Origin of the sequence: Pseudomonas sp. Eqa60, assembly GCF_018326405.1 — a bacterium.
Classification (GTDB): domain Bacteria; phylum Pseudomonadota; class Gammaproteobacteria; order Pseudomonadales; family Pseudomonadaceae; genus Aquipseudomonas; species Aquipseudomonas protegens.
On record NZ_AP024342.1, the window covers coordinates 4,168,703 to 4,191,487 of the forward strand.

The window sequence follows — 22,785 nt, forward strand, 5'->3', positions numbered from 1 at the left end:
GAAGGAAAAAACGGACTTGGAGATTACAGGGAGGGCGAGCCGATTCCCCAGCGGGAAATCATTACAAGATTTTATCCGGCCCGCGTCTCTGACGCAGGCCGGCACCGTTACAACTGCTCGGAAATCTCGATCAGGTTCAGGTCCGGGTCCCGCAGGTACACCGAACGGATCGGGCCGGTGGCGCCGGTGCGCGGCACCGGCCCTTCGATGATCGGCCAATTGGCCTGTTGCAGATGGGCAATCACCTGGTCCAGGGGCACGCTGGCGATGAAGCACAAATCCAGCGCCCCCGGCACCGGCAGGTGGGCCTTGGGTTCGAACTCCTGGCCGCGCACATGCAGGTTGATCTTCTGGTTGCCGTACTTGAAGGCCTTGCGCCCGCCGGCAAAGGTTTCCAGTTGCATGCCCAGCACGCGGACGTAGAAATCCTCGGCGGCAATCGGGTCGATGGTGGTCAGTACCAGGTGGTCAAGGTGGTCGATCATCGAAGACGCAGCTCCTGAAGCGAAAGGAATGGCCCGGGGATTATGCGACCCGGGCCATCGCTTGAACATGCCCCATCAGGCTTTGCCGCGGTACTCGCGCCGTACCTGCTCGATGTAGCGCACCACCGCCGGTGCCTGCTCGAAACGCCGGTGGATCAGCGACAGCCAGGACGTCGCCGAGCTGCCGCCAATCGGCCGGTACAGCACATGGGGCAGGCTGATGTGGCCCACCACCGACTCCGGCACCACTGCCACGCCCTGCCCCAGGGACACCAGGGCCAGTACCGCCACCAGGCCGCCGGGCTGGGGGCCCAGCTTGGGGGCGTAGGCACCCTGGGCCGCCACCTGCAAGGTGCCGCTGATCTGCTCCGGAAGAATGAAGGTTTCATTGAGCAGGTGTTCGGAGGCGATCTGCGGCAGGCGGCACAGCCAGGATTCATCGGACAGCGCCAGGACAAAGCCCTCGGCGTCCAGGCGAACGGCCTCGACCCCTTCCGGCAATGTCATGGGCGAGCGAATGTAGCCCACGTCCAGGCGACCATCGGCAATCCGCGCCGGCAGCGTCGCCATCGGGCACTCCCGCACGTTGAGGCTGACGTCCGGGCAGTCGCGGCCAAAGCCCTGCACCTGTTTCTGCAACAGCCCGCAATACACCGCCGAGGCCACATAGCCCAGTTCGATATGGCCGATCTCGCCGCGCCCGGCACGCTGGGCATTGCGCTGGGCAAACTCGAACTGGCGCACCGTGGCCTCGGCTTCCAGCAGCAGGGTGGCGCCGGCCTCGGTCAGGCTGACCTCGCGTTGCTGGCGCAGGAACAGCCGGGTGCCAAGGGTGTTCTCCATGTCCTGGATCTGCCGGCTCAGGGTGGGCGGGGCAATCCCCAATTGCTCGGCGGCGCGGGTGAAATTGCGCTGCCGGGCCACCGCTAGGAAGTAGCGAAAGTGACGAATTTCCATGATGGGCATTAGCTCAAAGGTAATGAACTGGTCGCCAGCGGCTAACAAAGACCGCGAAAGGCCGGGATAAGCTGAACGAACCTTCACAGTAGAGAGCCTCAGCCATGCGCGTCAAACCCCTGTTTCTGGCAATGATCACCTGCTGCGTGCTGCAGACCGCTGCAGCCGAGGACAGCCGCCCCGTCGTTGCTCACAAGGCAATCCTTACCCTGGACAACGCCCAGCGCCTGCTCAGGGCCGCCCAGCAAACTGCCCAGGCCAAGGGCTGGCCCTGCTCCGTGGCAATCGTCGACGACGGCGGCTGGCCGATACTCGGCGCGCGCATGGACGGCGCCCCAGTGGTGGCCGGAGTCGAGCTGGCCCAGGGCAAGGCACGCACCTCGGCGCTGTTCAAGCGGCCCTCCGGGTATCTGGAAAACGCCGTCAATGGCGGCCGCCCCGCAGCCCTCAGCACCGGCCTGGTGATGATGAAAGGCGCCCAGCCGATCATCGTCGACGGCCAGGTGATCGGCGCCATCGGGGTCAGTGCCGACACCCCGGCCCACGACGATGAAATCGCCCTGGCGGCCCTCGCCACCCTCAGTCGGCAGGCCACGCAATGAACCGCTCCGTCAACCCGCGCCTGACCCTGCTCACCGCCTCCGGGGTCTGTTCGCTGATCGTTCTGGACACCAACATCGTCGCCGTGGCGCTGCCGAGCATCGCCCGTGACCTGGGGGCCAACTTCGCCGATATCGAGTGGGTGGTCAGCGCCTACATGCTGGCCTTCGCCGCCCTGCTGCTGCCCGCCGGCAGCCTGGCCGACCGCTTCGGCCGCAAGCGCACCCTGCTCTGCGGCCTGGGCCTGTTCATCCTCGCCTCCCTGGGCTGCGGCGCAGCGCCCAACGCCCTGCTGCTGGACATCGCCCGGGCGCTCAAGGGGGTGGGCGCGGCGCTGCTGCTGACCTCGGCCCTGGCCTCCATCGGCCATACCTTCCACGACGAAGTGGAACGGGCCAAGGCCTGGGCCTTCTGGGGTGCCTGCATGGGCATGGCCATGACTGCCGCGCCCACGGTCGGCGGGCTGATCACCGAGTACTTCGGCTGGCGCTGGATCTTCTACTTCAACCTGCCGGTGGGTGCGCTGCTGCTGTGGAGTGTGCTGCGCAACGTGCCGGAATCCCGGGATACCCAGGCGGCGCGCCTCGACCCCTGGGGCAGCCTGGCCTTCAGCGCCAGCCTGCTGTGCCTGATCTGGGGCCTGATCGAGGCCAACCGCATCGGCTGGAGCCACCCGGCCACCACCACCCGCCTGCTGGCAGGCGTGGCGCTGCTGGGGTTGTTCGTGCTGATCGAGCGGCTGCAAAGCCGGCCCATGGTGGACCTGCAACTGTTCCGCCACCCGCGCTTCATCGGCGCCCTGCTGGGCATGTTCGCCTACGCCGGCTGTGCCCAGGTGATGATGACGCTGCTGCCCTTCTACCTGCAGAACGGCCTGGGCTTCTCGGCCATCGCCTCGGGCCTGGGCATGCTGCCCTTCGCCCTGACCATGCTCATCTGCCCGCGGATCGGCGCACGCCTGGCCGGGCGCTATGCGCCGGCCACGCTGATGGCCGCAGGGCTGACCCTGGTGGGCTGCGGCAACCTGCTCAGCGCCTGGGCGGTACACGCCGGGGGCTACCTGAACTTCGCCCTGGCAATCGCCGTGACCGGCGCCGGGGCCGGCTTGCTCAATGGCGACACGCAGAAAAACATCATGGCCTGCGTGCCCCGGGAGCGCACCGGCATGGCCTCGGGCATGAGCACCACCATGCGCTTTAGCGCCATCATGCTGGCCATAGGGGTGTTCGGTGCGCTGCTGGCCAGCCATACCCAGCAGCTCTTGCAGGGCAGCCTGCACGCCGTGCCCGGGCACTGGCTGGAGCAGGCACCGGAGATTGCCTCACGGGTGGTGGCCGGGGACATGCAGGGCGCGATGGCCGGCTTGCCGCCCGATGCCCGGGCCCTGGTCGAGCCCCTGGCCCGGCAGGCCTTTGTCGGTGGTTTCGGCCTGGTGCTGACGGTGGCCGGGATGCTCGCCCTGCTCGGCGCCCTGGTGGTGGGCCGGCTGATGCGCAATCCACTGCCCCAGGCGTCGGGGCTGACGCTGAAGCTGCAATAGCCCAGGCACTGCACAAACCGCTGCCGCGCCTGCGGCAGCGGTCCTGGCCCGCCCGCTTGCAATTTCACAACACTCGTTCAATTGCTGGGGCAATCCGCCACGGTTAAGGTGCGCCCTTCGCAACGCCCCATTGAATGGATAACGAGGTGAGCGTGAAGCCTTCAAGCGTGATCGTGGTGGGCGCCGGGATTGTCGGCGCCGCCATTGCCTACCACCTGGCCCGCCAGGGCGCGCAGGTGACCGTGCTGGAACAGGACAGCCCGGGCTCGGGCGTCACCCGCCATTCCTTTGCCTGGATCAACCCTCACGGCGAGTTCCCGGCAGCCGCCCGCGCCCTGCGGGCCCAGGCGCTGGCAGACTACCGCCGCCTGCAGCACGAACTGCCGGCCTTGCAGATCCGCTGGTCCGGCGCGCTGACCTACGGCGCGGCCGACCAGCAAGCGCCAGATACCGACGAGCCAACCGCCGAGGCCTCGACCCGGTGGCTGGACCGGGCCGGCGTTGCCCAACTGGAACCCCACCTGCAAGTGCTGCCGGAGCGTGCCCGCTATGCACCCGGCGAAGGCAGCCTGGACCCGGTGGCCGCCACCCGCACCCTGCTCGATGCGGCCTGCACCCACGGCGCCCGGGTGTTCGACCAGACCCGGGTACTTGGCTTGCGGGTCGAAGGCCAGCGGGTACTCGGGGTAAACACCGCCGCCGGGCTCCACCGTGCCGACCAGGTGCTGCTCGCCAGCGGCTGCGCCACCCCGGCCCTGCTCGCGCCCCTGGGTATTCAGTTGCCGGTGCAGGCCTCGCCGTCGATCCTGATCCGCGTCAATGCGCCACCGGGCCTGGTCAAGACCCTGGTCTCCAACAGCCAGCTGGAAATCCGCGAAGCGGCGGACGGCAGCCTGCTGCTGGCCGAGGACTATATCGATGCCCAGGGTCCACTGGGGCCCGAGGCCATCGCGCAACAGGCCCTGGCCAGCATCCGCCAGCTGTTCCGTGGCGCCCAGGCCATCACCTTGCGCGGCGTGGAAGTCGGCCTGCGGCCGATGCCCGGGGACCAACTGCCGATCATCGGCCCCAGCACCCGCTACCAGGGCCTGTACCTGGCGGTGATGCACGCCGGCGTGACCCTGGCCCCCACGGTGGCGCGCCTGATCAGCCAGGAACTGCTGCACGGGCAAACCTGCGCCGAACTGGCCGCCTGCCGACCGGCACGCTTCGCCTGAACACCAGCCCCTGTCGCCACACCGCGGCAGGGCCTGCAAGATTTCACGGAATCATCCGCCCTCGCCTGTTGTCCTCTTTTGATTGCACGACTTCTTAAGCGGACCGCAGGAGCTCTTCATGGCGAACATCACCATCGCCCAGCAACTGGCAACCACCCTTGAACAGGCCGGGGTCAAGCGTATCTGGGGGCTGACCGGCGACAGCCTCAACGGCCTCACCGACGCTCTGCACAGCATGCAGACCATCGAGTGGATGCATGTGCGCCACGAAGAGGTGGCCGCCTTTGCCGCCGGCGCCGAAGCCGCCGCCACCGGGCAACTGGCGGTGTGCGCCGGCAGTTGCGGGCCGGGCAACCTGCACCTGATCAATGGCCTGTTCGACTGTCACCGCAACCATGTGCCGGTACTGGCCATCGCCGCACAGATCCCCTCCTCGGAGATCGGCCTCGACTATTTTCAGGAAACCCACCCTCAGGAGCTGTTCAAGGAGTGCAGCCACTTCGTCGAACTGGTGAGCAACCCGGCGCAGATGCCCGAGGTGCTGCACCGGGCCATGCGCAGCGCGATCCTCAACCGCGGCGTGGCGGTGGTGGTGATCCCCGGCGACGTGGCCCTGCAACAGGTGCCCGCCGCCAGCAAGCCATGGCCGGCCCTGCACGCACCGCGCACCCTGCCCGCCCCCCACGACCTGGACAAGCTGGTGGAACTGCTGAGCCAGAGCAAGGCCGTGACCCTGCTCTGCGGCAGCGGCTGCGCCGGCGCCCACGATCAGGTGGTGGCCCTGGCCGATGCCCTCGGCGCACCGGTGGTGCATGCCTTGCGCGGCAAAGAGCATGTGGAGTGGGACAACCCCTTCGACGTCGGCATGACCGGCCTGATCGGCTTCAGCTCCGGCTACCACGCCATGCTCAACTGCGACACCCTGGTGATGCTCGGCACCGACTTTCCCTATCGCCAGTTCTACCCCAGCGACGCCTGCGTCATACAGATCGACCGCAACCCCCAGGCCCTGGGCCGGCGAGTGCCACTGGACCTGGGGATCGCCGCCGATGTCGGCGAAACCCTCGCCGCACTGCTGCCGCGTCTGCCCTATAAGGGCGACCGCCGCTTTCTCGAAGAATCCCTCAAGCACTACGCCAAGGCGCGCCAGGGCCTGGACGACCTGGCCCAGCCCTCGCCCGCTGGCCGGCCGATCCACCCGCAGTACCTGACCCGGCTGCTCAGCGAACTGGCAGACCAAGACGCCATTTTCACTGCCGACGTCGGCACCCCCACGGTGTGGGCCGCGCGCTACCTGAAAATGAACGGCCAGCGGCGCCTGCTGGGCTCTTTCAACCACGGCTCCATGGCCAACGCCATGCCCCAGGCCATGGGCGCCCAGGCCGCCTTCCCCCAGCGCCAGGTGATCTCGCTGTCCGGCGATGGCGGCTTCAGCATGCTGATGGGCGACTTCATCTCCCTGGCCCAGCTCAAGCTGCCGGTGAAGATCGTGGTCTACGACAACGCCTCCCTGGGCTTCGTGGCCATGGAAATGAAGTCCGCCGGCTACCTGGACACCGGCACCGACCTGCACAACCCGGACTTTGCCGCCATGGCCAACGCCATGGGCATTCTCGGCCTGCGGGTGGAAAACTCCGAAGAACTGGAAGGCGCCCTGCGCACCGCCCTGGCCCATGACGGCCCGGTGCTGGTGGACGTGGTCACCGCCACCCAGGAACTGGCCATGCCGCCGGCCATCAAGCTGGAACAGGCCAAGGGCTTCAGCCTGTACATGCTCAAGGCGGTGATGAGCGGGCGTGGCGACGAGGTGATCGAACTGGCCAGGACCAATTGGCTCAAGGACAGTTGGTTCAAGATCACCTAGAAAGGCTCTACCCCCACAGGCAATAACGGTCCCCTGTCATTGCAGCCTCTAATGAACCCACATTGGAGGCATCTGAATCGCCCCTAGTTTCGTAGACACCTCCAAGCCTTAAAATGAGGCCCATTAGGAGGTGCCATGAGCAACCAGCGTTATCCCGAAGAATTCAAAATCCAGGCGGTCAAGCAAGTGACCGAAAAGCAGCTTCCTGTCTCGGAGGTGGCTGCACGATTGGGTGTGTCCGTGCACAGCCTCTATGCCTGGGTTAAGCGCTACACCAAGCCCCAGGAACAGCGCGTTGAGAAGGATGATCAGAGCGCTGAGGTTCGTCGTCTACGTGCCGAGCTGAAACGGGTGACGGAGGAGCGAGACATCTTAAAAAAGGCCGCCGCGTACTTTGCCAAGGAGTGCGGCTGAAGTACGCCTTTATTAAGCAGCAAGCGGGTCACTACGCGATTCGACAGCTTTGCCTGACGCTCAAGGTTCATCCCAGCGGCTACTACGCGTGGCTATCCGAACCAAAGTCTGCACGAGCCAAAGACGATCAACGACTGCTCGGCTTGATCAAGCACTCCTGGCTGGAAAGCGGTGGCGTTTATGGCTATCGCAAGATCCATGATGACCTGCGAGAGGTTGGTGAGAGCTGTGGCCGTCACCGGGTGGCTAGGTTGATGCGCCTTGAAGGTTTACGTTCTCAGACTGGGTATCGACGGAGGCCGGGAAAATATGGCGGTAAACCAGCCGTTGCCTCACCGAACTTACTGAAGCGCCAATTCGATGTCAGAGAACCCAACAAAGTCTGGGTCACCGACATTACCTACATCCGAACCTATGAAGGCTGGCTGTATTTGGCTGTGGTGCTCGATCTGTTTTCACGCCAGATCATTGGTTGGTCAATGAAGCCGCAGATGACCAGCGACGTAGCCATTGATGCGTTGCTGATGGCGGTTTGGAGACGTAAGCCGAAGCAAGAGGTGATGATCCACTCGGATCAAGGCAGTCAGTACAGCAGCTCGGACTGGCGAAGCTTCTTGAAAGCTAACAACCTGGTGGCCAGCATGAGTCGTCGAGGTAACTGCCACGACAACGCTGTGGCGGAGAGCTTTTTCCAGTTGCTAAAGCGGGAGCGGATCAAGCGTAAAATATACACTACACGCCAGGATGCTCGGGATGATGTGTTCGATTACATCGAGATGTTTTACAACCCAAAACGACGTCACAGTTTCAACAATCAGTTGTCACCGGTAGAGTTTGAAAAGCGTTACGCAGCGAGCCTGGAGCATGTCTAGAAACCCCGGGGCGATTCAATCTATACATGAAGTGGCGGCAGTAGCATCCTTCAAAGGTGGCGTTGGAAAAACCACCACATCCGCAGGTATTGGCGCGTTTTACGCCGAGGCGGCTCTCAAACGTCACCGATCCTCAGCGCGTCAGTTCTGAAACATCCATTCCCAATCTTTCCCTGATTCTAGCTGGCTGGGCCTTTTCCAAGACCGCCAATGTTGAGCTGTCGCTTATAAGGCCTTGCGACTGGCTGATGGCAAAGGCTGGCAGCTCATTGCTCCTACAGAATGGTCAGTAAAATGACCACTACATTTAACAGCACAATTGCTAGCCGACTGCCGAGTCAAGCCTACTGCGGAGACAACTACAAAAACCATGAACTCTTCTTTTGAACTCATCTAAATCCACGTTGTGCTCCTCCCGCCACCTCTTAGGGATAACTCTAACCCCACTATCACCTCCATCAGAAATAGCGCTTTAATAATACTCAGCCCTGATGACAGATTATACAGCATGTTCGCTTTCATACAATTAGCCTTAGCGCTCTCAAACTCAGAAATTTCACCTTGCTAACTATCCAATACAGCATTAAGAATGACTATAACTTTCGATTCTCCCCATAAAACATATAAAGACAGCCAATGCTCACCTCATCCTCCATGCGATAATAAATTTCAACTGAAACTCCGGAACCTAAGGTTCTCTTAGGTAAAACCGTTGCAACAGTTCACTCAGTCCGTCCAACCCCAACGATTTTCCAATATAGTCATCCATTTCTGCCTCAGTACAAGCAAGAGCCTGGCCATCCGTAACGCTTGCCGTTAATGCGAAAATCGATGCCCTTCAATTGTACGAACATTTCTAAATAGCTCTAATCCATCGAGATTAGGCACATGGTAATCTGAGATAGTCAATCCATAGGAAATCCTCTCGATAGCATTTATAACTTCCACGCCCTTTTTAACAAAATCACTGACATACCCAAGAAGCTTAAGTTGTTGTTGAATCAAATTTCTACTAATCGAATGGTCCTCGGCGACTAATACCAACTCACCTTCCTGCAGTGCTTGTTCGCGCGTGAGGCTTCCATTCACCGACACTTCGACATCATAAATTCCGATTGAGCCAGGAGACTCCTTGACCTTTCGAAGTAGCAAGCCGTACAGCTTTTTCAAGCGAATTCACGCTAGTGGGTTACTGTCAAGAACGCTCCAACCAGCGCAACCATCACCCTCTTGCTCCGCCACAACGCTAGATATCAAACAAATAATTTGAGCATTATTATTTATCACGCCATCCCAAGGGTAATGCACATCAACTTCGCCAACAAACAATAAGCTCTATATCAATATTAAAACATAACAACCAATTAACACTTGAGACACAAAAAAAAACCACTAAGCGCCAAAAATATTTGCCGCTTAGTGGTTTGGCTTGTGTTGACCACACCAAATTTACCAAGTATAGCGATACCCTAGATTGACACTGTAAGGCTGTTCAATTTCGCTTCCTTTAGTATATTCAGCATCAATATAATACTTGTGCTTTTCAGCCGTCAGCAAGATCACGCCACCACCAACTTCTGCACGCGAGCCCGGCAATTTACTCGAGAGATGTATATCGTTGACCCTTACACGGCTATCGCCAGCGTGCTCAGTAATCCAGGACGCTTTAGCATAAGGTTGCAAAGTCATACCGTTGTCTAACTTCATATTGCGCCCAAAAAGACTGCCCAAGCGGCTCTGGATAGAAGTAACCCCATCCTGTTCAACTTTCAAGTCGTTGCTGGCGGTATAATTCGCACCGGCGACACGAATAGCTTGTAACTCAACCTGAGGTTCTACGAACCATCCTTTAGCAATATCAATATGCTTGCCTACTTCCACGTCAATGCTGACAGCATGGTTTTTGAATTTTGCATCGACTTTTTCCCCAAGATTGCTGGCGACTTCAACTTTGTTGTTCAGGTGAGTGTATTTTAGCACGCTATCCACATAAACCCCGCTACGGTCCAGGTACGTTGCATACCCGCCAAGCATGGCGCTGTCGATAGTGCCTTTGCTACCCTCACCAAAACTCTGCCGACTTTCACCTTTACCCACCATCCCGCCGATGTAAAGATTCCCATCGTAGAAGGGCAGTTGCTTATCAGCACCGATTTCAAAACCGCTAATTTGCTGCTGGAAAGCGCGACTAGAGCCCGTGTCGATGTGTTGTTCCTTGGTAAAGCCACGAGTCCAAAGACCTCCGTTATCTTTACCCATTCGTAGTTCGCCTAAACGTTTAACGAGAGAGTTCATTTGCGCACCGACCAGTGCAGCGGAAGCAGAGTGTTGAGCTACGGCAGCGTTAGAACCTTTACTTAAGTCCTGAGGACCAGGGCTATCCTTTCCCGCTAGATACCAGTCGTTACCACGCTGCTCAAGCTCATACCGGAACGCACCGGCGTCGACTTTTCCGCCGTACAGATCAAACTTGCCATCCCCTCCGTTTCCGTCTACCAGCATCAACGCATTGCCCTGAGCTTCCCGCCCCGAGTCTGCCACTACCAGCGTATGCTCCCCGCGAATCTGTCCATTCACCTTCAGTAAATCGCCTCGAACTCTCGATAAGTCAGTATTAAGCAAGAACATGCCGCTACCGTTTAGATCGCCGGTAACTGTCAAGCTTTTGAAGGCATCATCACTAGGTGAATCAAATACAATACGGCCCTTATCCAGGCTTAACTGACCTACTAGCGAGTTGCCAGTCACGGTCCACTGGCTGTCCTGGTTCAATGATAGAGCATTAACTGCGGTTGTTTTACCTTCCCAGTAGGAAGCGCTGTTCATGGACACGTCAGTATTGGAAGATAGCGAACCGTCGCCATCACTATCGGCTTTCGATCCAAAGACAATATCACCCACTGTGTAAGCTTGGTTATTCATACTTAGTGTGACTTTGCTCGACTCGTCACTTACGGAGAGTAAGGTGCCGTTACCACCGATGAGTTGTGCACCATTGATTAGAGCTATCGCTGCGTCACCACTGGCTTGTAATGCCCCATGTTCGAGGCTAAGTATGGAGCCTCCATCGATGTTCAGATTTCCCTTCACATCAGCACCCCAAGCACCGGTGCCAACAGTTTGAACATGGGTGTTTTTGAGGTTTACCGTAGTTCCCGGCGCAGTACCTGCCAAAACACTGATGCCTGTAGCATATTCACCAATAGTCAGAACGTTGCTGTTGGTTGCATTCACCACGCCACTATCGATGGCTTGGATACCAAACGAACCTTTCCCGACGGTGGTTACCACACTATCTTTCAGGTTAACAGAAGACACAATGCCGTCCTTAATACCACTAGCGACTACACCACGGGCCGTTTCGCCTTCAGTGCGCAGATCAACATCGGTCAGATTCACCGTGCCGTTCCCTCCATGGGCAACAGCACCTTTGCTATCTTTACCGGTCGTCAAAATGGAGCCGCCTAACATCTCGATCAGAGAACCGTTGCTTTCAGCGTTAACGCCATCGCCCCAGTAGCCGGTGGTTTTGATGTCGCTGTGGCGAACAAAGATACGACCACCGTTGCTCGCAAGTAAACCAGCCGAGGAAACATCCTCAACTCGATTACCTTCGCTCAAAATAGTAGAAGTGCTTAGTCCAAGACTACCTTTATCAACGTGAACCGCGGAGGCCTGATCGCCAGAGGTGTGAATACTCGAACCTGAGGAGACGTTGGCAGAACCGTAACCTGAGACGTAAACACCTTTGGCTCCTGTTCCGATAGTGCTGATGGCACTCCCGAAAAGATTAACCTCACCGTCTCTGGCCACTAGGACACCGTGGCCAGACTCCCCCGAAGTATTAACAACTATACCAATCCCCTCCACAGCACCGCGATCACCAGTCAGGATTCCAAAAGCATCTTTGCCAGTGGTTGTAATAGATCCCCCCTTAATATTTACCTTGGAGGCAACTCCATCGAGTACTCCACGTGCTATAACACCACGCGAACCGCCAAAAGTGGTAATGATGTTAACGTCTTGAAGAACAATCGTATTGGCACCGCCAAGCGCGAGAACCGCATCAGATTTCGAACCTGTCGTCGTAACAGTCCCCCCTATCATCTCGATTACCGAGCCCGCTCCTGTCGCCAGAATACCCAAAGCGTTATCGCCTTTGGACAGTATGCTCGAGTTGCTCACTAACGCCGTCCCTCCATTGGCGGCATTAACTCCCGCCGTGCTATTTCCGGCACTCACACCACCCTCGGTGATGATTGAAGAGTTCGATAGTTTGACCAAGCTGCCTGTGTCGACTTGGACACCTCGACCTCTATCTCCCATGGTATGAATCAGTACGTTTTCAGCGTTGATATTCCCCCCATCAATCGCTGATATACCATGAGCAATATCACCACTAGTATTAATGGTGCCACCCTGAAAAGTAACTTGACTGCCAGAACCTGCAGCTAAAACTCCTAACGCGTAGAAGCCCTCTGTCTTAATATCCACATCAGATGTTTCAATGCTACCGGCATTGAGCGCGTGCAGAGCATGCTCAGCATCGCCGACAGTTGAGTATTCGCCAGCTGCGACGTCAAGGTGGATACCGTCGGCGGTTTGTTGCCCATTAGCGTGAGCGCTTTGAATAGAGTTGGCCAACAGGCAGACGATAGTCAGCGGACTGAATACGACTAGTTGTAGTTTATTCGCGAAAAACTGTTCTTTAGATTTATACAAGAAACTGCCCTCCAACCATCAGAATCGGACTCACTGCTCGATTTTTTAGTTGAAAAACTCTAAGGTCAAACCGTAATACTTGGCGTAGGACTTGCCTTGCAAGCTTGTAGGAATTTTCCTAAGACAGTACTACTGTTCGCTAAATTACGGTTTGCGGGAAGTGGGGGTAATCGGTATAGATATTGATCAGACTCCAGAACGCTCAAAAAAAGTCCATCGACACCCAACGATATCAATCTGATTTCAAGTCACTTTAGATACAAAATACCTGTCGAAAGGCCGATAGTGTGCTCATGCTCCATGAGGTAACAACAATGCCCCATGAAGCGATCCACCCTGGTCATTTATCAACTCCTTTCGAAACACACCTACACTCCAACTTCCAGCACCCGACAGCAGTAATCTCGTCCGGCTGAAGTTGCCAATACGACTTGCCTGGCTTGCGATCGTAACCCGGAAGCGGAGGGTTCTCGGCCTACTCGGCCTTCAATCTGTCAATGACCTCCTCAGAACGAGACATGGGCTATTACATTTTGACGAAGCGACCGGCTCAATGACCCGGGCCAGCAAGGCTGGCAGTTGGTCAATGTGCAGCCAGTCTTGCGCGGCGAAACTAAGGTCGATAACCAAAACGCACCGGATGGGCCTATGGCTTGCCCCTCCCAGCCGGGTATCTGACGTTCTTCTGGCGACTTCGCAATCAGGGCTGACTTCGGCGCCCCTCAAGAAATTCTAACGACTCGCGGTTTCCGTCGGCGGGCTGAACAAGCAAGCCCAGCAGCAGGCGTTCTACAGCCCCTTCGAGCAACGGCACTCGATAAACGTGAGCGCTGTGCTGCGTGAAGCCGATGGCGTGGACCGCGCGTTTCGCAAGCTGGACCAGATCAAGCAACAGATCCAGTGGTGGGAATCAGGGGCTCAGCCCTTGCAGTGGCTGGCAGCCGGGGATGTCAGCATGACCTCGGTCTACACCGCCCGCGCCATCAGTGCGCAACAGGCCGGCTATGACTTCCCGCTGGTGTGGGAAGGCAACCTCTACGACATGGACAGCTGGGGCATCGTCAAGGGCAGCCCGAATGTGCCGGCGGCGTTGAAGTTCATTGCTTTTGCCAGCTTGCCGGCGCAGCAGAAACAGTTCGCCGAAATCATGCACAACGGCCCGACCCACAAGCAAGCGCTGGCACTTGTCGCGCCCGAGACCCAGCGCAACTTCCCCACCGCCGAGCAGAATATGGCCCAGGCCCTGAAGGTCGACAGCGAATTCTGGATCGACCATGGGCATGAACTGGAAGAGCGCTTCAACGCCTGGGCCGCGCGCTAGGCTTGCGAGCTAGGCGGCGCTCGCCACCGGTAATAGTTTAGCCCTGGACGATCCAAGGATCACGACTGCCCGGTGTTCAGATCCTGCCCCCCATGCCATGTTGGCAGGTGGAGCACGAACGCTGGCCCCCAATCCAGCCTGAGCTCTGATTGTGCGGCTTCGCGACAGTCGCCCCGTTGTTCTGACCAACGCAGTCAGAACGATCCCGGTGTACCGGAATGTCTCGAAGACATCCTTGTAGCGTAGGAGATAATAATAATGATCAAAACTCTGAAGTTCACCGCCCTGGCCACAGGCTTGATGACCACCTCCCTTGGGCTTGCAGCCGACCTCACCATTGTTTCCTTCGGTGGCGCCAACAAGGACGCTCAAGTGAAGGCGTTCTATCAGCCATGGCAGCGAAGCAGTGGTGGCAAAATCATCGCTGGCGAATACAACGGCGAAATGGCCAAGGTCAAGGCGATGGTCGACACCGGCAGCGTCTCCTGGGACGTCGTCGAAGTTGAGTCCGCCGAATTAGCCAGAGGGTGCGATGAGGGGATGTTCGAAACACTGGACCCAGCTCAACTCGGCCTCGACAGCACAGAGTTCGTACCCGGTGCAATCCAGCCCTGCGGGATTGGTTTCCTGGTCTATTCAACAGTCCTGGCCTACAACACCAACAAGCTGGCGCGAGCGCCCACCGGCTGGAAGGATTTCTGGGATGTGGAGAGATTCCCCGGCAAACGAGGCCTGCGCAAGCTGGCCAAATCGACCTTGGAGTTCGCGTTGATTGCCGATGGTGTCGAGTCTCATGACCTCTATTCGGTACTCGCCACCAAGGCAGGCCAGGACCGTGCGTTCGCCAAGCTGGATGAGATCAAGCCCCACCTTCAATGGTGGGAAGCCGGTGCCCAACCGCCCCAATACCTGGCAGCCGGGGACGTGGTGATGACCTCGGTGTACAACGGCCGCCTCTCGGCTGAGCAGCGCAAAAAATACGGCCTGGACATTGTCTGGTCCGGTGGTCTCTACGAATTCGACTCTTGGGCCATCCCGCGCGGAGCCTCGCAAAAAGCCAAGGCTTACCAATTCATCAGCTTCTCCGTCTCACCGGGGCAGCAGAAGCTGTTCTCCGAGCATATCGATTACGGCGCGGCCAACCTCGCCGCCATGGATCTGCTCGACAAGGCGCGCATAGCCGAACTGCCCACCGCGCCGCAGAACCTCGCGCAACAGGTTCCGGTTGATGCGCTGTTCTGGGCCGACCATGGCGAGCAACTGGAACAGCGCTTCAACGCCTGGGCGGCACGCTGAAGTCGCCAGCCCGGCGTCGGACTGACGCCGGGCTGCAGGTGACCCAAAGCTACCGGTAACGACCGTCATCGCGACACTTGCCGGATCGAGGCTTGGCCAGGCTTGCATTCTCCAAGGAGGCACCCGCCTAAAGAGTTCGTAAAGACTGCCTGCCCATGGCTCCCTTTGCTCTGCAAATACGCTTGAATAGTGCATGGAGCGAACCTGAAGAAAGCACCCTGTCATCCCCGGAGAAGCCCATGAGCAAAGTCGCCCGCTATCTGCAGGTCGAAGACATCCTCCTGGCGGTCAATGTCACGAACAAGCAGCGCCTGTTCGAGCAGGTCGGCCAGCACCTGCAAGAGACCCGGCAACTGCCGGCGGAGTGGGTGGCCGCCAGCCTGTGGCGCCGGGAGCTGGCCGCCAGTACCGCCATCGGTGAAGGGGTGGCGGTGCCCCACGCGCGGCTCGCCGAGCTCGATCGCATTCATGCGTTGTACCTGCGGCCGCAGACCGCCATGGCCTTTGCCGCCCCGGACCAGCAGCCGGTCAGCGATATCCTGGTGCTGCTGGTGCCCGCTCCCGCCGATCAGCAGCACCTGGACCTGCTGGCCGACACCGCCCGGCTGTTTACCAACCCGCGGTTTCGCCAGGCCCTGCTGCGCTGTACTGCGCCGATGCAGGTCAAACAGCTGTTCGATCACTGGTAGCTTGACCCAGACACCTGCTCCAGCACGCAATACCCATTTGCCGCTCCCCCGCGGCAAATGGGATAGCCCAAGCCCCACCGATCACCTTCCGGCACAAGATTTCATCTATTGGCGGTTAGCCGGCTCATCCATTAACGTTCACTACACCTCGCGCAGCCCAGCGCTTGAGGGGGTGCCTGCCCTGCCGTCGCGCCGCTCTCCATATTCCTGTTGAACTCACTCACTGATTGCTCAATTAGAGAGAATATGAACAAGCCACAGCTGCTGCCTGTAGCCACTGGCGGCCGGCGTCCTCACAGGGACGAAGGTACCGGTCGAAAATCCTCTGGGCACCTGTCTCTTCTGTTGCTTGCCCGCTCGTCCCTGAACCTGATCTGCATCGCAGCCCTCGCCAGCTGCGCCGTGGGGCCGGATTTCAGCCGCCCGGAACTGAGCCGGGACGCCGGCTACAGCGCCACGCCCCTGCCGCCCGGCACCGTCACGGCGGGGGTCGCCGCCGGTGGCGCGGCGCAGCGACTGGTGAACGGCATGGACATTCCCGGGCAGTGGTGGACGCTGTTCCGCTCGCCGCAACTCGATGCCCTGGTGCAGGAAGCGCTGCAGGCCAACCCGGATATCGACGCCGCCCAGGCCGCGCTGCGCCAGGCCAATGAACTGCTGTACGCCGAACAGGCGTCGCTGTTTCCCTCCCTCAGCGCCTCGGCCTCGAAAACCCGCGAGAAGGTGTCCGCCGCCAGCGCCCTGGGCTCCAGCGGCGGTGCGGCAGCGGCCGGGGGCTCTGCGGCGCAGATCTTCACGGTCAACTCGGCGTCCCTGAGTGTGTCCTACGCCCCCGACGTGTTTGGCGGTACCCGCCGGCAGATCGAGGCCAGCGGTGCCCAGGCCGACTACCAGCGCTACCAGCTGGAGGCAACCTACCTGACCCTCACCGCCAACCTGGTGAACACCGCCATCAGCCTGGCCTCGATCCGTGACCAGATCGCCGCCACCGAAACCGTGATTCGCCTGCAGAGCGACCAGCTCGACCTGCTGCAGGCCCAGCGTCGACTGGGTGCCATCGGCGACAGCGATCTGCTGACCCAGCAAGCGACCCTGGCCCAGACCCGCGCCACCCTGCCGCCCTTGCAGAAACAGCTGGCCCAGGCCCGCAACCAGTTGCAGGCCTACCTGGGGCGCTTCCCCAGCCAGGACCGTGGCGAACACTTCCAGCTGGCCTCCCTGCACCTGCCCGAGGAGCTGCCCCTGAGCCTGCCTTCGGCCATCGTCGAGCAGCGGCCCGACGTGCGTTCCGCCGAGGCCCAGTTGCATCAGGCCAGCGCCGATATCGGCGTGGCCATCGCCAACCAGTTGCCGCAGTTCAGCATTACCGGTTCCCTGGGGTCCACGGCGCTGGCGGGCACCAAACTGTTTTCCTCCGGCACCGGGGTCTGGAGCCTGGCCGGCTCCATCGCCCAGCCGCTGTTCGACGCCGGCGCCCTGGAGCATCGCAAGCGCGCCGCGGTGGCCGCCTATGAGCAGGCCGCAGCGCGCTATCGCGGCACGGTGATCACCGCCTTCCAGGACGTAGCCAATGCCCTGCGTGCCCTGCAGGCCGACGCCGAGGCCCTGCAACAGCAAGTGCTGGCCGAGACCGCCGCGCGCCAGAGCCTGGACCTGGCCCAGGCCCAGTACCGCCTGGGCGCGGTGGGCTACCTGAACCTGCTGACCGCGCAGCAGACCTACCAGAACGCGATTGTCAGCCGGGTGCGGGCCCAGGCCGCCCGCTACAGCGACACCACGGCGCTGTTCCAGGCCCTGGGGGGCGGCTGGTGGCAGCGCCAGGATGTCGACCCCGACAGCCTCGGCAGCCCCGATCGTTTCGGCTGGCCGTCGCTCAAGGAGATGTACCCGCCGCCCGCGGCCCAGCACCGCGAACAGGCTCAAGCCGGCCAGCCGGGCCGGCTCCAGGGGCCGGCAGCCGCCGCGCCGTCCACTCGACCTGCACCCTTGCCTTAAGTGAGATCCGCCATGGCCGATGTCCACTCCAGCCCCTCCCCTGCGCACCCCGGCACGGCCCCCCAGGCGCCGCGCAAGCGCCGGCTGCTGCGGCCGATGCTGATCATGCTCGGCGTGGTGCTGCTGATCGTCGCGGTGATCGGCGGGGTCAAGTTCGCGCAGATCTCCAAGCTGATCGCCCAGGCCAAGGTGCCCCTGCCGCCCGCGGTGGTTACCGCCATCAAGGCCCAGTACGAAGAGTGGCAGCCCAGCGTCTCCGCGGTGGGCTCGATGAAGACCGTGCGCGGGGTGGACGTGACCACCGAGGTCGGCGGCATCGTGCGCAGCATCGGCTTCAAGCCCGGCCAGGAAGTGGCCGCCGGCGACCTGCTGGTGCAGTTGAATGCCGACTCCGACATCGCCCAGTTGCATTCCCTGGAAGCCACCGCGGCCCTGGCCGGCACGGTGCTCAAGCGCGACCGGGCGCAACTGAAGGTGAGCGCGGTGTCCCAGGCCCTGGTCGAGGCCGACGAAGCCGACCTCAAGGCCAAGCTGGCCGCTGCCGAACAGCAGCGCGCGCTGGTGGCGAAGAAGAGCATCCGCGCGCCCTTTGCCGGGCGCATCGGCATCACCGCGGTCAACCCCGGGCAATACCTCAACCCGGGGGACAAGATCGCCAACCTGCAGACCTTCGACCCGATCTACATCGACTTCAACGTGCCCCAGGCCCAGGTGCAGCAGGTGGCCCTGGGCCAGAGCGTCACGGTCAGCGCCGACGGCCTGCCCAAACAGACGTTCACCGGCCGGGTCAGCTCCATCGACACCCAGTTCGACCCCAACACCCGCAACGTCACGGTGGAAGCCACCATCGACAACCCCAAGCGCAGCCTGGTGCCCGGCATGTTCGCCCGGGCCGTGGTGGCCTCAGGCGGCACCCAGCGTTACCTGACCCTGCCCCAGACCGCGGTCACCTATAACCCCTACGGCACCACGGTGTTCATCGCCAGCCAGAAGAACAACGACCAGGGCGACGCAGTGCTCACCGCGCAGCAGACCTTCATCGAAACCGGCCCCAACCGTGGCGACCAGGTGGCGGTGCTGTCAGGGGTCAAGGAAGGCGACCTGGTGATCACCAGCGGCCAGATGAAACTCAAGAACGGCTCGCCGGTGAAAGTCGACAACAGCCACGCGCCGCGCAACGATCCTTCGCCGACGCCGCAAGAGCACTAGGGCCCGCCATGAACTTCACCGATACCTTTATCAAGCGCCCGGTCTGGGCCGTGGTGGTCTCGCTGTTCATCCTGATCCTGGGCCTGCGCTCGATCTTCGAGCTGCCGGTGAACCAGTGGCCGCGCACGGAAAACACCGTGGTCACCATCAGCACCTATTACTACGGGGCCGACGCCGCCACCGTGGCCGGTTTCATTACCCAGCCCCTGGAGGCCGCCATCGCCCAGGCCCAGGGCATCGACTATCTGTCGTCCACCAGCATCACCGGGCTCTCCACCATTACCGCGACCCTGCGCCTGAACTACGACTCCAGCAAGGCGCTGACCGAGATCAACACCCAGGTCAACTCGGTGAAGAACCAGTTGCCGGCCCAGTCCCAGGAACCGGTGCTGACGGTAGCGGTGGGCCAGACCACCGACGCCATGTACCTGGGGTTCTACAGCGACACCCTGGCCACCAACAACATCACCGACTACCTGGTGCGGGTGGTCAAGCCCAAGCTCGATTCCCTGGAAGGCGTGCAGACCGCAGAGATCCTCGGCGGCCGCCAGTTCGCCCTGCGGGCCTGGCTCGACCCGGACAAGCTGGCGGCCCACAACGTCACCGCCCAGGACGTGGCCACGGCCCTGGGCAACAACAACTACCTGTCCGCCGTGGGCTCCACCAAGGGGCAGATGATCACCGTGGACCTCACCGCCGGCACCGACCTGCACACGGTGGACGAATTCAAGCGCCTGGTGGTCAAGCACAACGGCGACGCCCTGGTGTACCTGGAGGACCTGGGCAACGTCACCCTGGGGGCGGAAAACTACGACAGCAGCGTGGCTTTCTCCGGCAAGCGCTCGGTGTTCATCGGCATCAAGGCAGCGCCCACCGCCAACATCCTCAACGTCGCCGACAACGTGCGCAAAGCCTTCCCCGAACTGCAATCGCAACTGCCGGCCGGGGTGCGCGGCGAGATCGTCTACGACTCCACGGCCTTCATCAACACCTCGATCTTCGAGGTGGTGAAGACCCTGGTGGAAGCCATGATCATCGTCTCGGTGGTGATCTACCTGTTCCTCGGCTCGTTCCGTGCGGTGATCGTGCCGCTGGTGGCGATCCCGCTGTCGCTGGTGGGCACCTTCTTCGTCATGTACCTGCTGGGTTATTCCATCAACCTGCTGACCCTGCTGGCCCTGGTGCTGGCCATCGGTCTTGTGGTGGACGACGCCATCATCGTGGTGGAAAACGTCGACCGGCATATCAAGGAGCAAGGCCGCGGCGTACTGGAGGCGGCGCTGCTGGCGGCCCGCGAGCTGGGCGGCCCGATCATCGCCATGACCGTGGTGCTGATCGCCGCCTACGTGCCCATCGGCCTGCGCAGCGGCCTGACCGGGGCGCTGTTCAAGGAGTTCTGTTTTTCCCTGGCCGGCGCAGTGACGGTGTCGGCGGTGATCGCCCTGACCCTGTCGCCAATGATGACCTCGCGGCTGTTCAAGAGCGGCCAGGAGGAAGGCCGGTTCGCCAAGCGCCTGGACCGCTACTTCGACTGGCTGCGGGGGCGCTACCACCGGGTGCTGGCGGCCGGGCTGGATAGCTGGCCGGTGCTGGTGACCTTCGGCTTCCTGCTGTTCGTGCTGGTGGCCGCCAGTGGCCTGACCGCCAAGAGCGAGCTGTCGCCCACCGAGGACCAGGGCCTGGTGTTCATGCAGATCAAGGGCGCGCCCACCGCCTCGCCGCAGCAGATGGAGTGGATTGCCGACCAGGCGTTCCAGATTGCCAACAAGGAGCCCGAGTACCTGCAGATGTTCCAGCTCACCGGCCTGCCCTCGCTGAACCAGGGCCTGGGCGGGGTGCTGCTCAAGTCCTGGGAGGATCGTGACCGCTCCCAGGCGCAGTTGATCCTCGACCTGCAACAGAAGTGGAACCAGGTGCCCGGCGCCACCATCGCCGCCTTCCCCCTGCCCTCGCTGCCCGGCGCCCAGGGCCTGCCGGTGCAGTTCGTGATCAGCACCACCGAGTCGGTGGCCAACCTCAACGAGGTGGCCCAGGCGGTACTGGCCGAGGCCACCAAGCAGCAGCTGTTCTGGTTTTCCGACCTGGACCTCAAGCTCGACAAGCCCCAGGCCAAGCTGGTGGTGGACCGGGAAAAGATCGCCGCCCTGGGCATGACCCAGGCCGACGTCGGCGCCGCGCTCTCGGCGGCCCTGGGGGGCAACTACGTGAACTACTTCTCCACCGCCGGGCGCTCCTACAAGGTGATCCCCCAGGTGCTGCAGGTAGACCGGCTGAACCCCGAACAGATCCTCGACTACTACATCCGTACCCCGTCGGGGGCGATGATTGCAGCGCGCACCGTGGCCCATATCGAAACCTCCACCGAGCCTGAGTCGGTCAACCACTTCCAGCAGCTCAACTCGGCGACCCTGTCCGGGGTCAGCGGCGTGTCCCAGGGCGAGTTGCTGGCCCGGCTCAAGGGCATTCTGGAACAGGTGGCGCCATCCGGTTACTCCAGCGACTACGCCGGCGAATCACGGCAGTTCATCCAGGAATCGGGGGGGTTCGTCGGCCTGCTGCTGTTCTCGATCCTGATCGTCTACCTGGCCCTGGCGTTCCAGTTCGAGAGCTACCGCGACCCGGTGGTGATCCTGTTCTCGGTGCCGCCGGCGCTGTTCGGCGCCCTGGCCTTCATCACCATGGGGTTCGCCTCGATCAACGTCTACACCCAGGTCGGGCTGGTGACGCTGCTGGGGCTGATCACCAAGCACGGGATCCTCATCGTGCAGTTCGCCAACCAATTGCAGCGCGCCGGCCACAATAAGCGCGAAGCCATCGAAGAAGCCGCCGCGGTGCGCCTGCGGCCGATCCTGATGACCACCGCGGCCATGGTCCTGGGGGTGGTGCCGCTGGTCTGGGCTTCCGGCGCCGGCGCGGCGGGCCGCCACGACATGGGCCTGGTGATCTTTGCCGGGCTGTCCATCGGCACCCTGCTGACCCTGTTCATGGTGCCGGCCATGTACCTGTTCATTGGCAGTACGCACTCTGCCGCAAGCGTCGAGAACCCGGGGGCGCAGGCGGATGCCGGCGCTTCCGACAGCGCCTGAACCCCTGCTCGGTTGAAACCGCCGGGTATCAGGCCGGCACGCCCAGGATGATGTGGTACGCCTTGATCACCACCCTGGCGCTGACGCCCGGGGCCGGGCCCATCGCGTTTATCGCCCTGGCCGGCCCGCAACGGGCCCGGCGCCTGACCCGCTGCGCCGAAGTGCCGCTGGGTCGGGCGCGCTGATGGGCGCGGTATTGCTCCTGGCCGCAGACCTGCTGAGCCAGCGCCTGGGGTTCCACGCCAACCTGCCCATCGGCCTGATGCCCGGCCTGTTGGGAGGCTTCTACCTGTTGTGGTTGCTGGGTCGCAGCCGGCGGGTATGAGGGGCGGTGCACGCCTGTTCCGCATTGGATCGCCCAACTGCAAGGCAATCATTTAAGTCACGTGATCTGTCGCTTACGCCGGTAACGGACAACGCTCTCGATGCGTTCCCCTTGAGAATTTTCCTACAGAAGCAAATTAATCAGTCCGTCATGCTGTTTATATCAATAAAGTTGGATATACAGCCATGACCCC

The 22,785-nt window shown here is 61.2% G+C and carries 16 protein-coding genes and 1 pseudogene; 13 read left to right on the forward strand and 4 right to left on the reverse strand.

What is annotated here, in order from left to right; genetic code table 11:
* Positions 1–107: 107 nt before the first annotated feature.
* Both KI242_RS18865 and KI242_RS18870 read right to left on the reverse strand, forming a co-directional pair.
* Positions 108–485 (reverse strand): VOC family protein, encoded by a 378-nt coding sequence (locus KI242_RS18865; protein ID WP_041118828.1) that lies wholly within the window; start codon positions 483–485, stop codon positions 108–110.
* Between the two features lie 75 nt (positions 486–560).
* On the reverse strand, positions 561–1,442 hold the full coding sequence (locus KI242_RS18870) for a LysR family transcriptional regulator (protein WP_212805433.1): 882 nt from the start codon (positions 1,440–1,442) through the stop codon (positions 561–563).
* Between the two features lie 104 nt (positions 1,443–1,546).
* Between KI242_RS18870 and KI242_RS18875 the strand changes: the two genes are divergently transcribed.
* From KI242_RS18875 to KI242_RS32050, 6 genes are all read left to right on the forward strand, one after another.
* Entirely contained in the window at positions 1,547–2,044 is a 498-nt protein-coding gene (locus KI242_RS18875) for a heme-binding protein (protein WP_212805434.1), read from the forward strand.
* Positions 2,041–3,582, forward strand: a complete 1,542-nt coding sequence (locus KI242_RS18880; RefSeq protein ID WP_011061878.1) for an MFS transporter — start codon at positions 2,041–2,043, stop codon at positions 3,580–3,582. The genes KI242_RS18875 and KI242_RS18880 overlap by 4 nt, the downstream gene beginning before the upstream one ends.
* Positions 3,583–3,734: 152 nt before the next feature.
* Positions 3,735–4,799, forward strand: coding sequence for an FAD-dependent oxidoreductase (locus KI242_RS18885; protein WP_244868137.1), 1,065 nt, complete (start codon positions 3,735–3,737; stop codon positions 4,797–4,799).
* A 118-nt stretch (positions 4,800–4,917) separates the two neighbouring features.
* The gene (gene poxB / locus KI242_RS18890; protein ID WP_072441294.1) at positions 4,918–6,663 is read left to right on the forward strand and encodes a ubiquinone-dependent pyruvate dehydrogenase; all 1,746 of its coding nucleotides are present in this window, start codon (positions 4,918–4,920) and stop codon (positions 6,661–6,663) included.
* A 135-nt stretch (positions 6,664–6,798) separates the two neighbouring features.
* Positions 6,799–7,949 (forward strand): IS3 family transposase gene (locus tag KI242_RS18895; RefSeq protein ID WP_212805436.1). Its coding sequence is split into 2 segments (ribosomal slippage): positions 6,799–7,033 and positions 7,033–7,949, totalling 1,152 coding nucleotides; the frame shifts between segments, so codons are not numbered across the junction.
* Positions 7,942–8,100, forward strand: a complete 159-nt coding sequence (locus KI242_RS32050) for a hypothetical protein (RefSeq protein WP_348532650.1) — start codon at positions 7,942–7,944, stop codon at positions 8,098–8,100. The genes KI242_RS18895 and KI242_RS32050 overlap by 8 nt, the downstream gene beginning before the upstream one ends.
* Positions 8,101–8,765: 665 nt before the next feature.
* Here KI242_RS32050 and KI242_RS18900 read toward each other — a convergent pair.
* Positions 8,766–9,119 (reverse strand): response regulator, encoded by a 354-nt coding sequence (locus KI242_RS18900; RefSeq protein ID WP_212805437.1) that lies wholly within the window; start codon positions 9,117–9,119, stop codon positions 8,766–8,768.
* 279 nt (positions 9,120–9,398) lie between these two features.
* On the reverse strand, positions 9,399–12,671 hold the full coding sequence (locus KI242_RS18905) for an autotransporter outer membrane beta-barrel domain-containing protein (RefSeq protein ID WP_212805438.1): 3,273 nt from the start codon (positions 12,669–12,671) through the stop codon (positions 9,399–9,401).
* 823 nt (positions 12,672–13,494) lie between these two features.
* Here KI242_RS18905 and KI242_RS18910 point away from each other — a divergent pair.
* From KI242_RS18910 to KI242_RS18940, 7 genes and pseudogenes are all read left to right on the forward strand, one after another.
* Positions 13,495–13,992: an extracellular solute-binding protein gene (locus KI242_RS18910; protein WP_212805439.1), complete on the forward strand. Its 498-nt coding sequence runs from the start codon at positions 13,495–13,497 to the stop codon at positions 13,990–13,992.
* A 258-nt stretch (positions 13,993–14,250) separates the two neighbouring features.
* The gene (locus KI242_RS18915; RefSeq protein ID WP_212805440.1) at positions 14,251–15,288 is read left to right on the forward strand and encodes an ABC transporter substrate-binding protein; all 1,038 of its coding nucleotides are present in this window, start codon (positions 14,251–14,253) and stop codon (positions 15,286–15,288) included.
* A 239-nt stretch (positions 15,289–15,527) separates the two neighbouring features.
* Positions 15,528–15,977 (forward strand): PTS sugar transporter subunit IIA, encoded by a 450-nt coding sequence (locus KI242_RS18920; protein WP_041118852.1) that lies wholly within the window; start codon positions 15,528–15,530, stop codon positions 15,975–15,977.
* Positions 15,978–16,223: 246 nt separating this feature from the next.
* Entirely contained in the window at positions 16,224–17,972 is a 1,749-nt protein-coding gene (locus KI242_RS18925) for an efflux transporter outer membrane subunit (protein ID WP_212805441.1), read from the forward strand.
* Between the two features lie 12 nt (positions 17,973–17,984).
* Positions 17,985–19,181 carry an efflux RND transporter periplasmic adaptor subunit gene (locus KI242_RS18930; protein ID WP_123430552.1) on the forward strand — a complete coding sequence of 399 codons (1,197 nt, stop codon included), beginning with the start codon at positions 17,985–17,987 and terminating at the stop codon, positions 19,179–19,181.
* Between the two features lie 8 nt (positions 19,182–19,189).
* Positions 19,190–22,267, forward strand: coding sequence for an efflux RND transporter permease subunit (locus tag KI242_RS18935; RefSeq protein WP_125063358.1), 3,078 nt, complete (start codon positions 19,190–19,192; stop codon positions 22,265–22,267).
* Between the two features lie 92 nt (positions 22,268–22,359).
* A pseudogene (locus KI242_RS18940) lies at positions 22,360–22,592 on the forward strand (iron chelate uptake ABC transporter family permease subunit); the annotation flags it as partial.
* Between the last annotated feature and the right edge of the window lie 193 nt (positions 22,593–22,785).

Coding starts and splice junctions, on each gene's coding strand:
- KI242_RS32050 (WP_348532650.1), top strand. CDS start 7,942: ATGTCTAGAAACCCCGGGGCGATTCAATCTATACATGAAGTGGCGGCA.
- KI242_RS18920 (WP_041118852.1), top strand. CDS start 15,528: ATGAGCAAAGTCGCCCGCTATCTGCAGGTCGAAGACATCCTCCTGGCG.
- KI242_RS18865 (WP_041118828.1), bottom strand. CDS start 485: ATGATCGACCACCTTGACCACCTGGTACTGACCACCATCGACCCGATT.
- KI242_RS18925 (WP_212805441.1), top strand. CDS start 16,224: ATGAACAAGCCACAGCTGCTGCCTGTAGCCACTGGCGGCCGGCGTCCT.
- KI242_RS18880 (WP_011061878.1), top strand. CDS start 2,041: ATGAACCGCTCCGTCAACCCGCGCCTGACCCTGCTCACCGCCTCCGGG.
- KI242_RS18930 (WP_123430552.1), top strand. CDS start 17,985: ATGGCCGATGTCCACTCCAGCCCCTCCCCTGCGCACCCCGGCACGGCC.
- KI242_RS18875 (WP_212805434.1), top strand. CDS start 1,547: ATGCGCGTCAAACCCCTGTTTCTGGCAATGATCACCTGCTGCGTGCTG.
- KI242_RS18870 (WP_212805433.1), bottom strand. CDS start 1,442: ATGGAAATTCGTCACTTTCGCTACTTCCTAGCGGTGGCCCGGCAGCGC.
- KI242_RS18915 (WP_212805440.1), top strand. CDS start 14,251: ATGATCAAAACTCTGAAGTTCACCGCCCTGGCCACAGGCTTGATGACC.
- poxB (WP_072441294.1), top strand. CDS start 4,918: ATGGCGAACATCACCATCGCCCAGCAACTGGCAACCACCCTTGAACAG.
- KI242_RS18935 (WP_125063358.1), top strand. CDS start 19,190: ATGAACTTCACCGATACCTTTATCAAGCGCCCGGTCTGGGCCGTGGTG.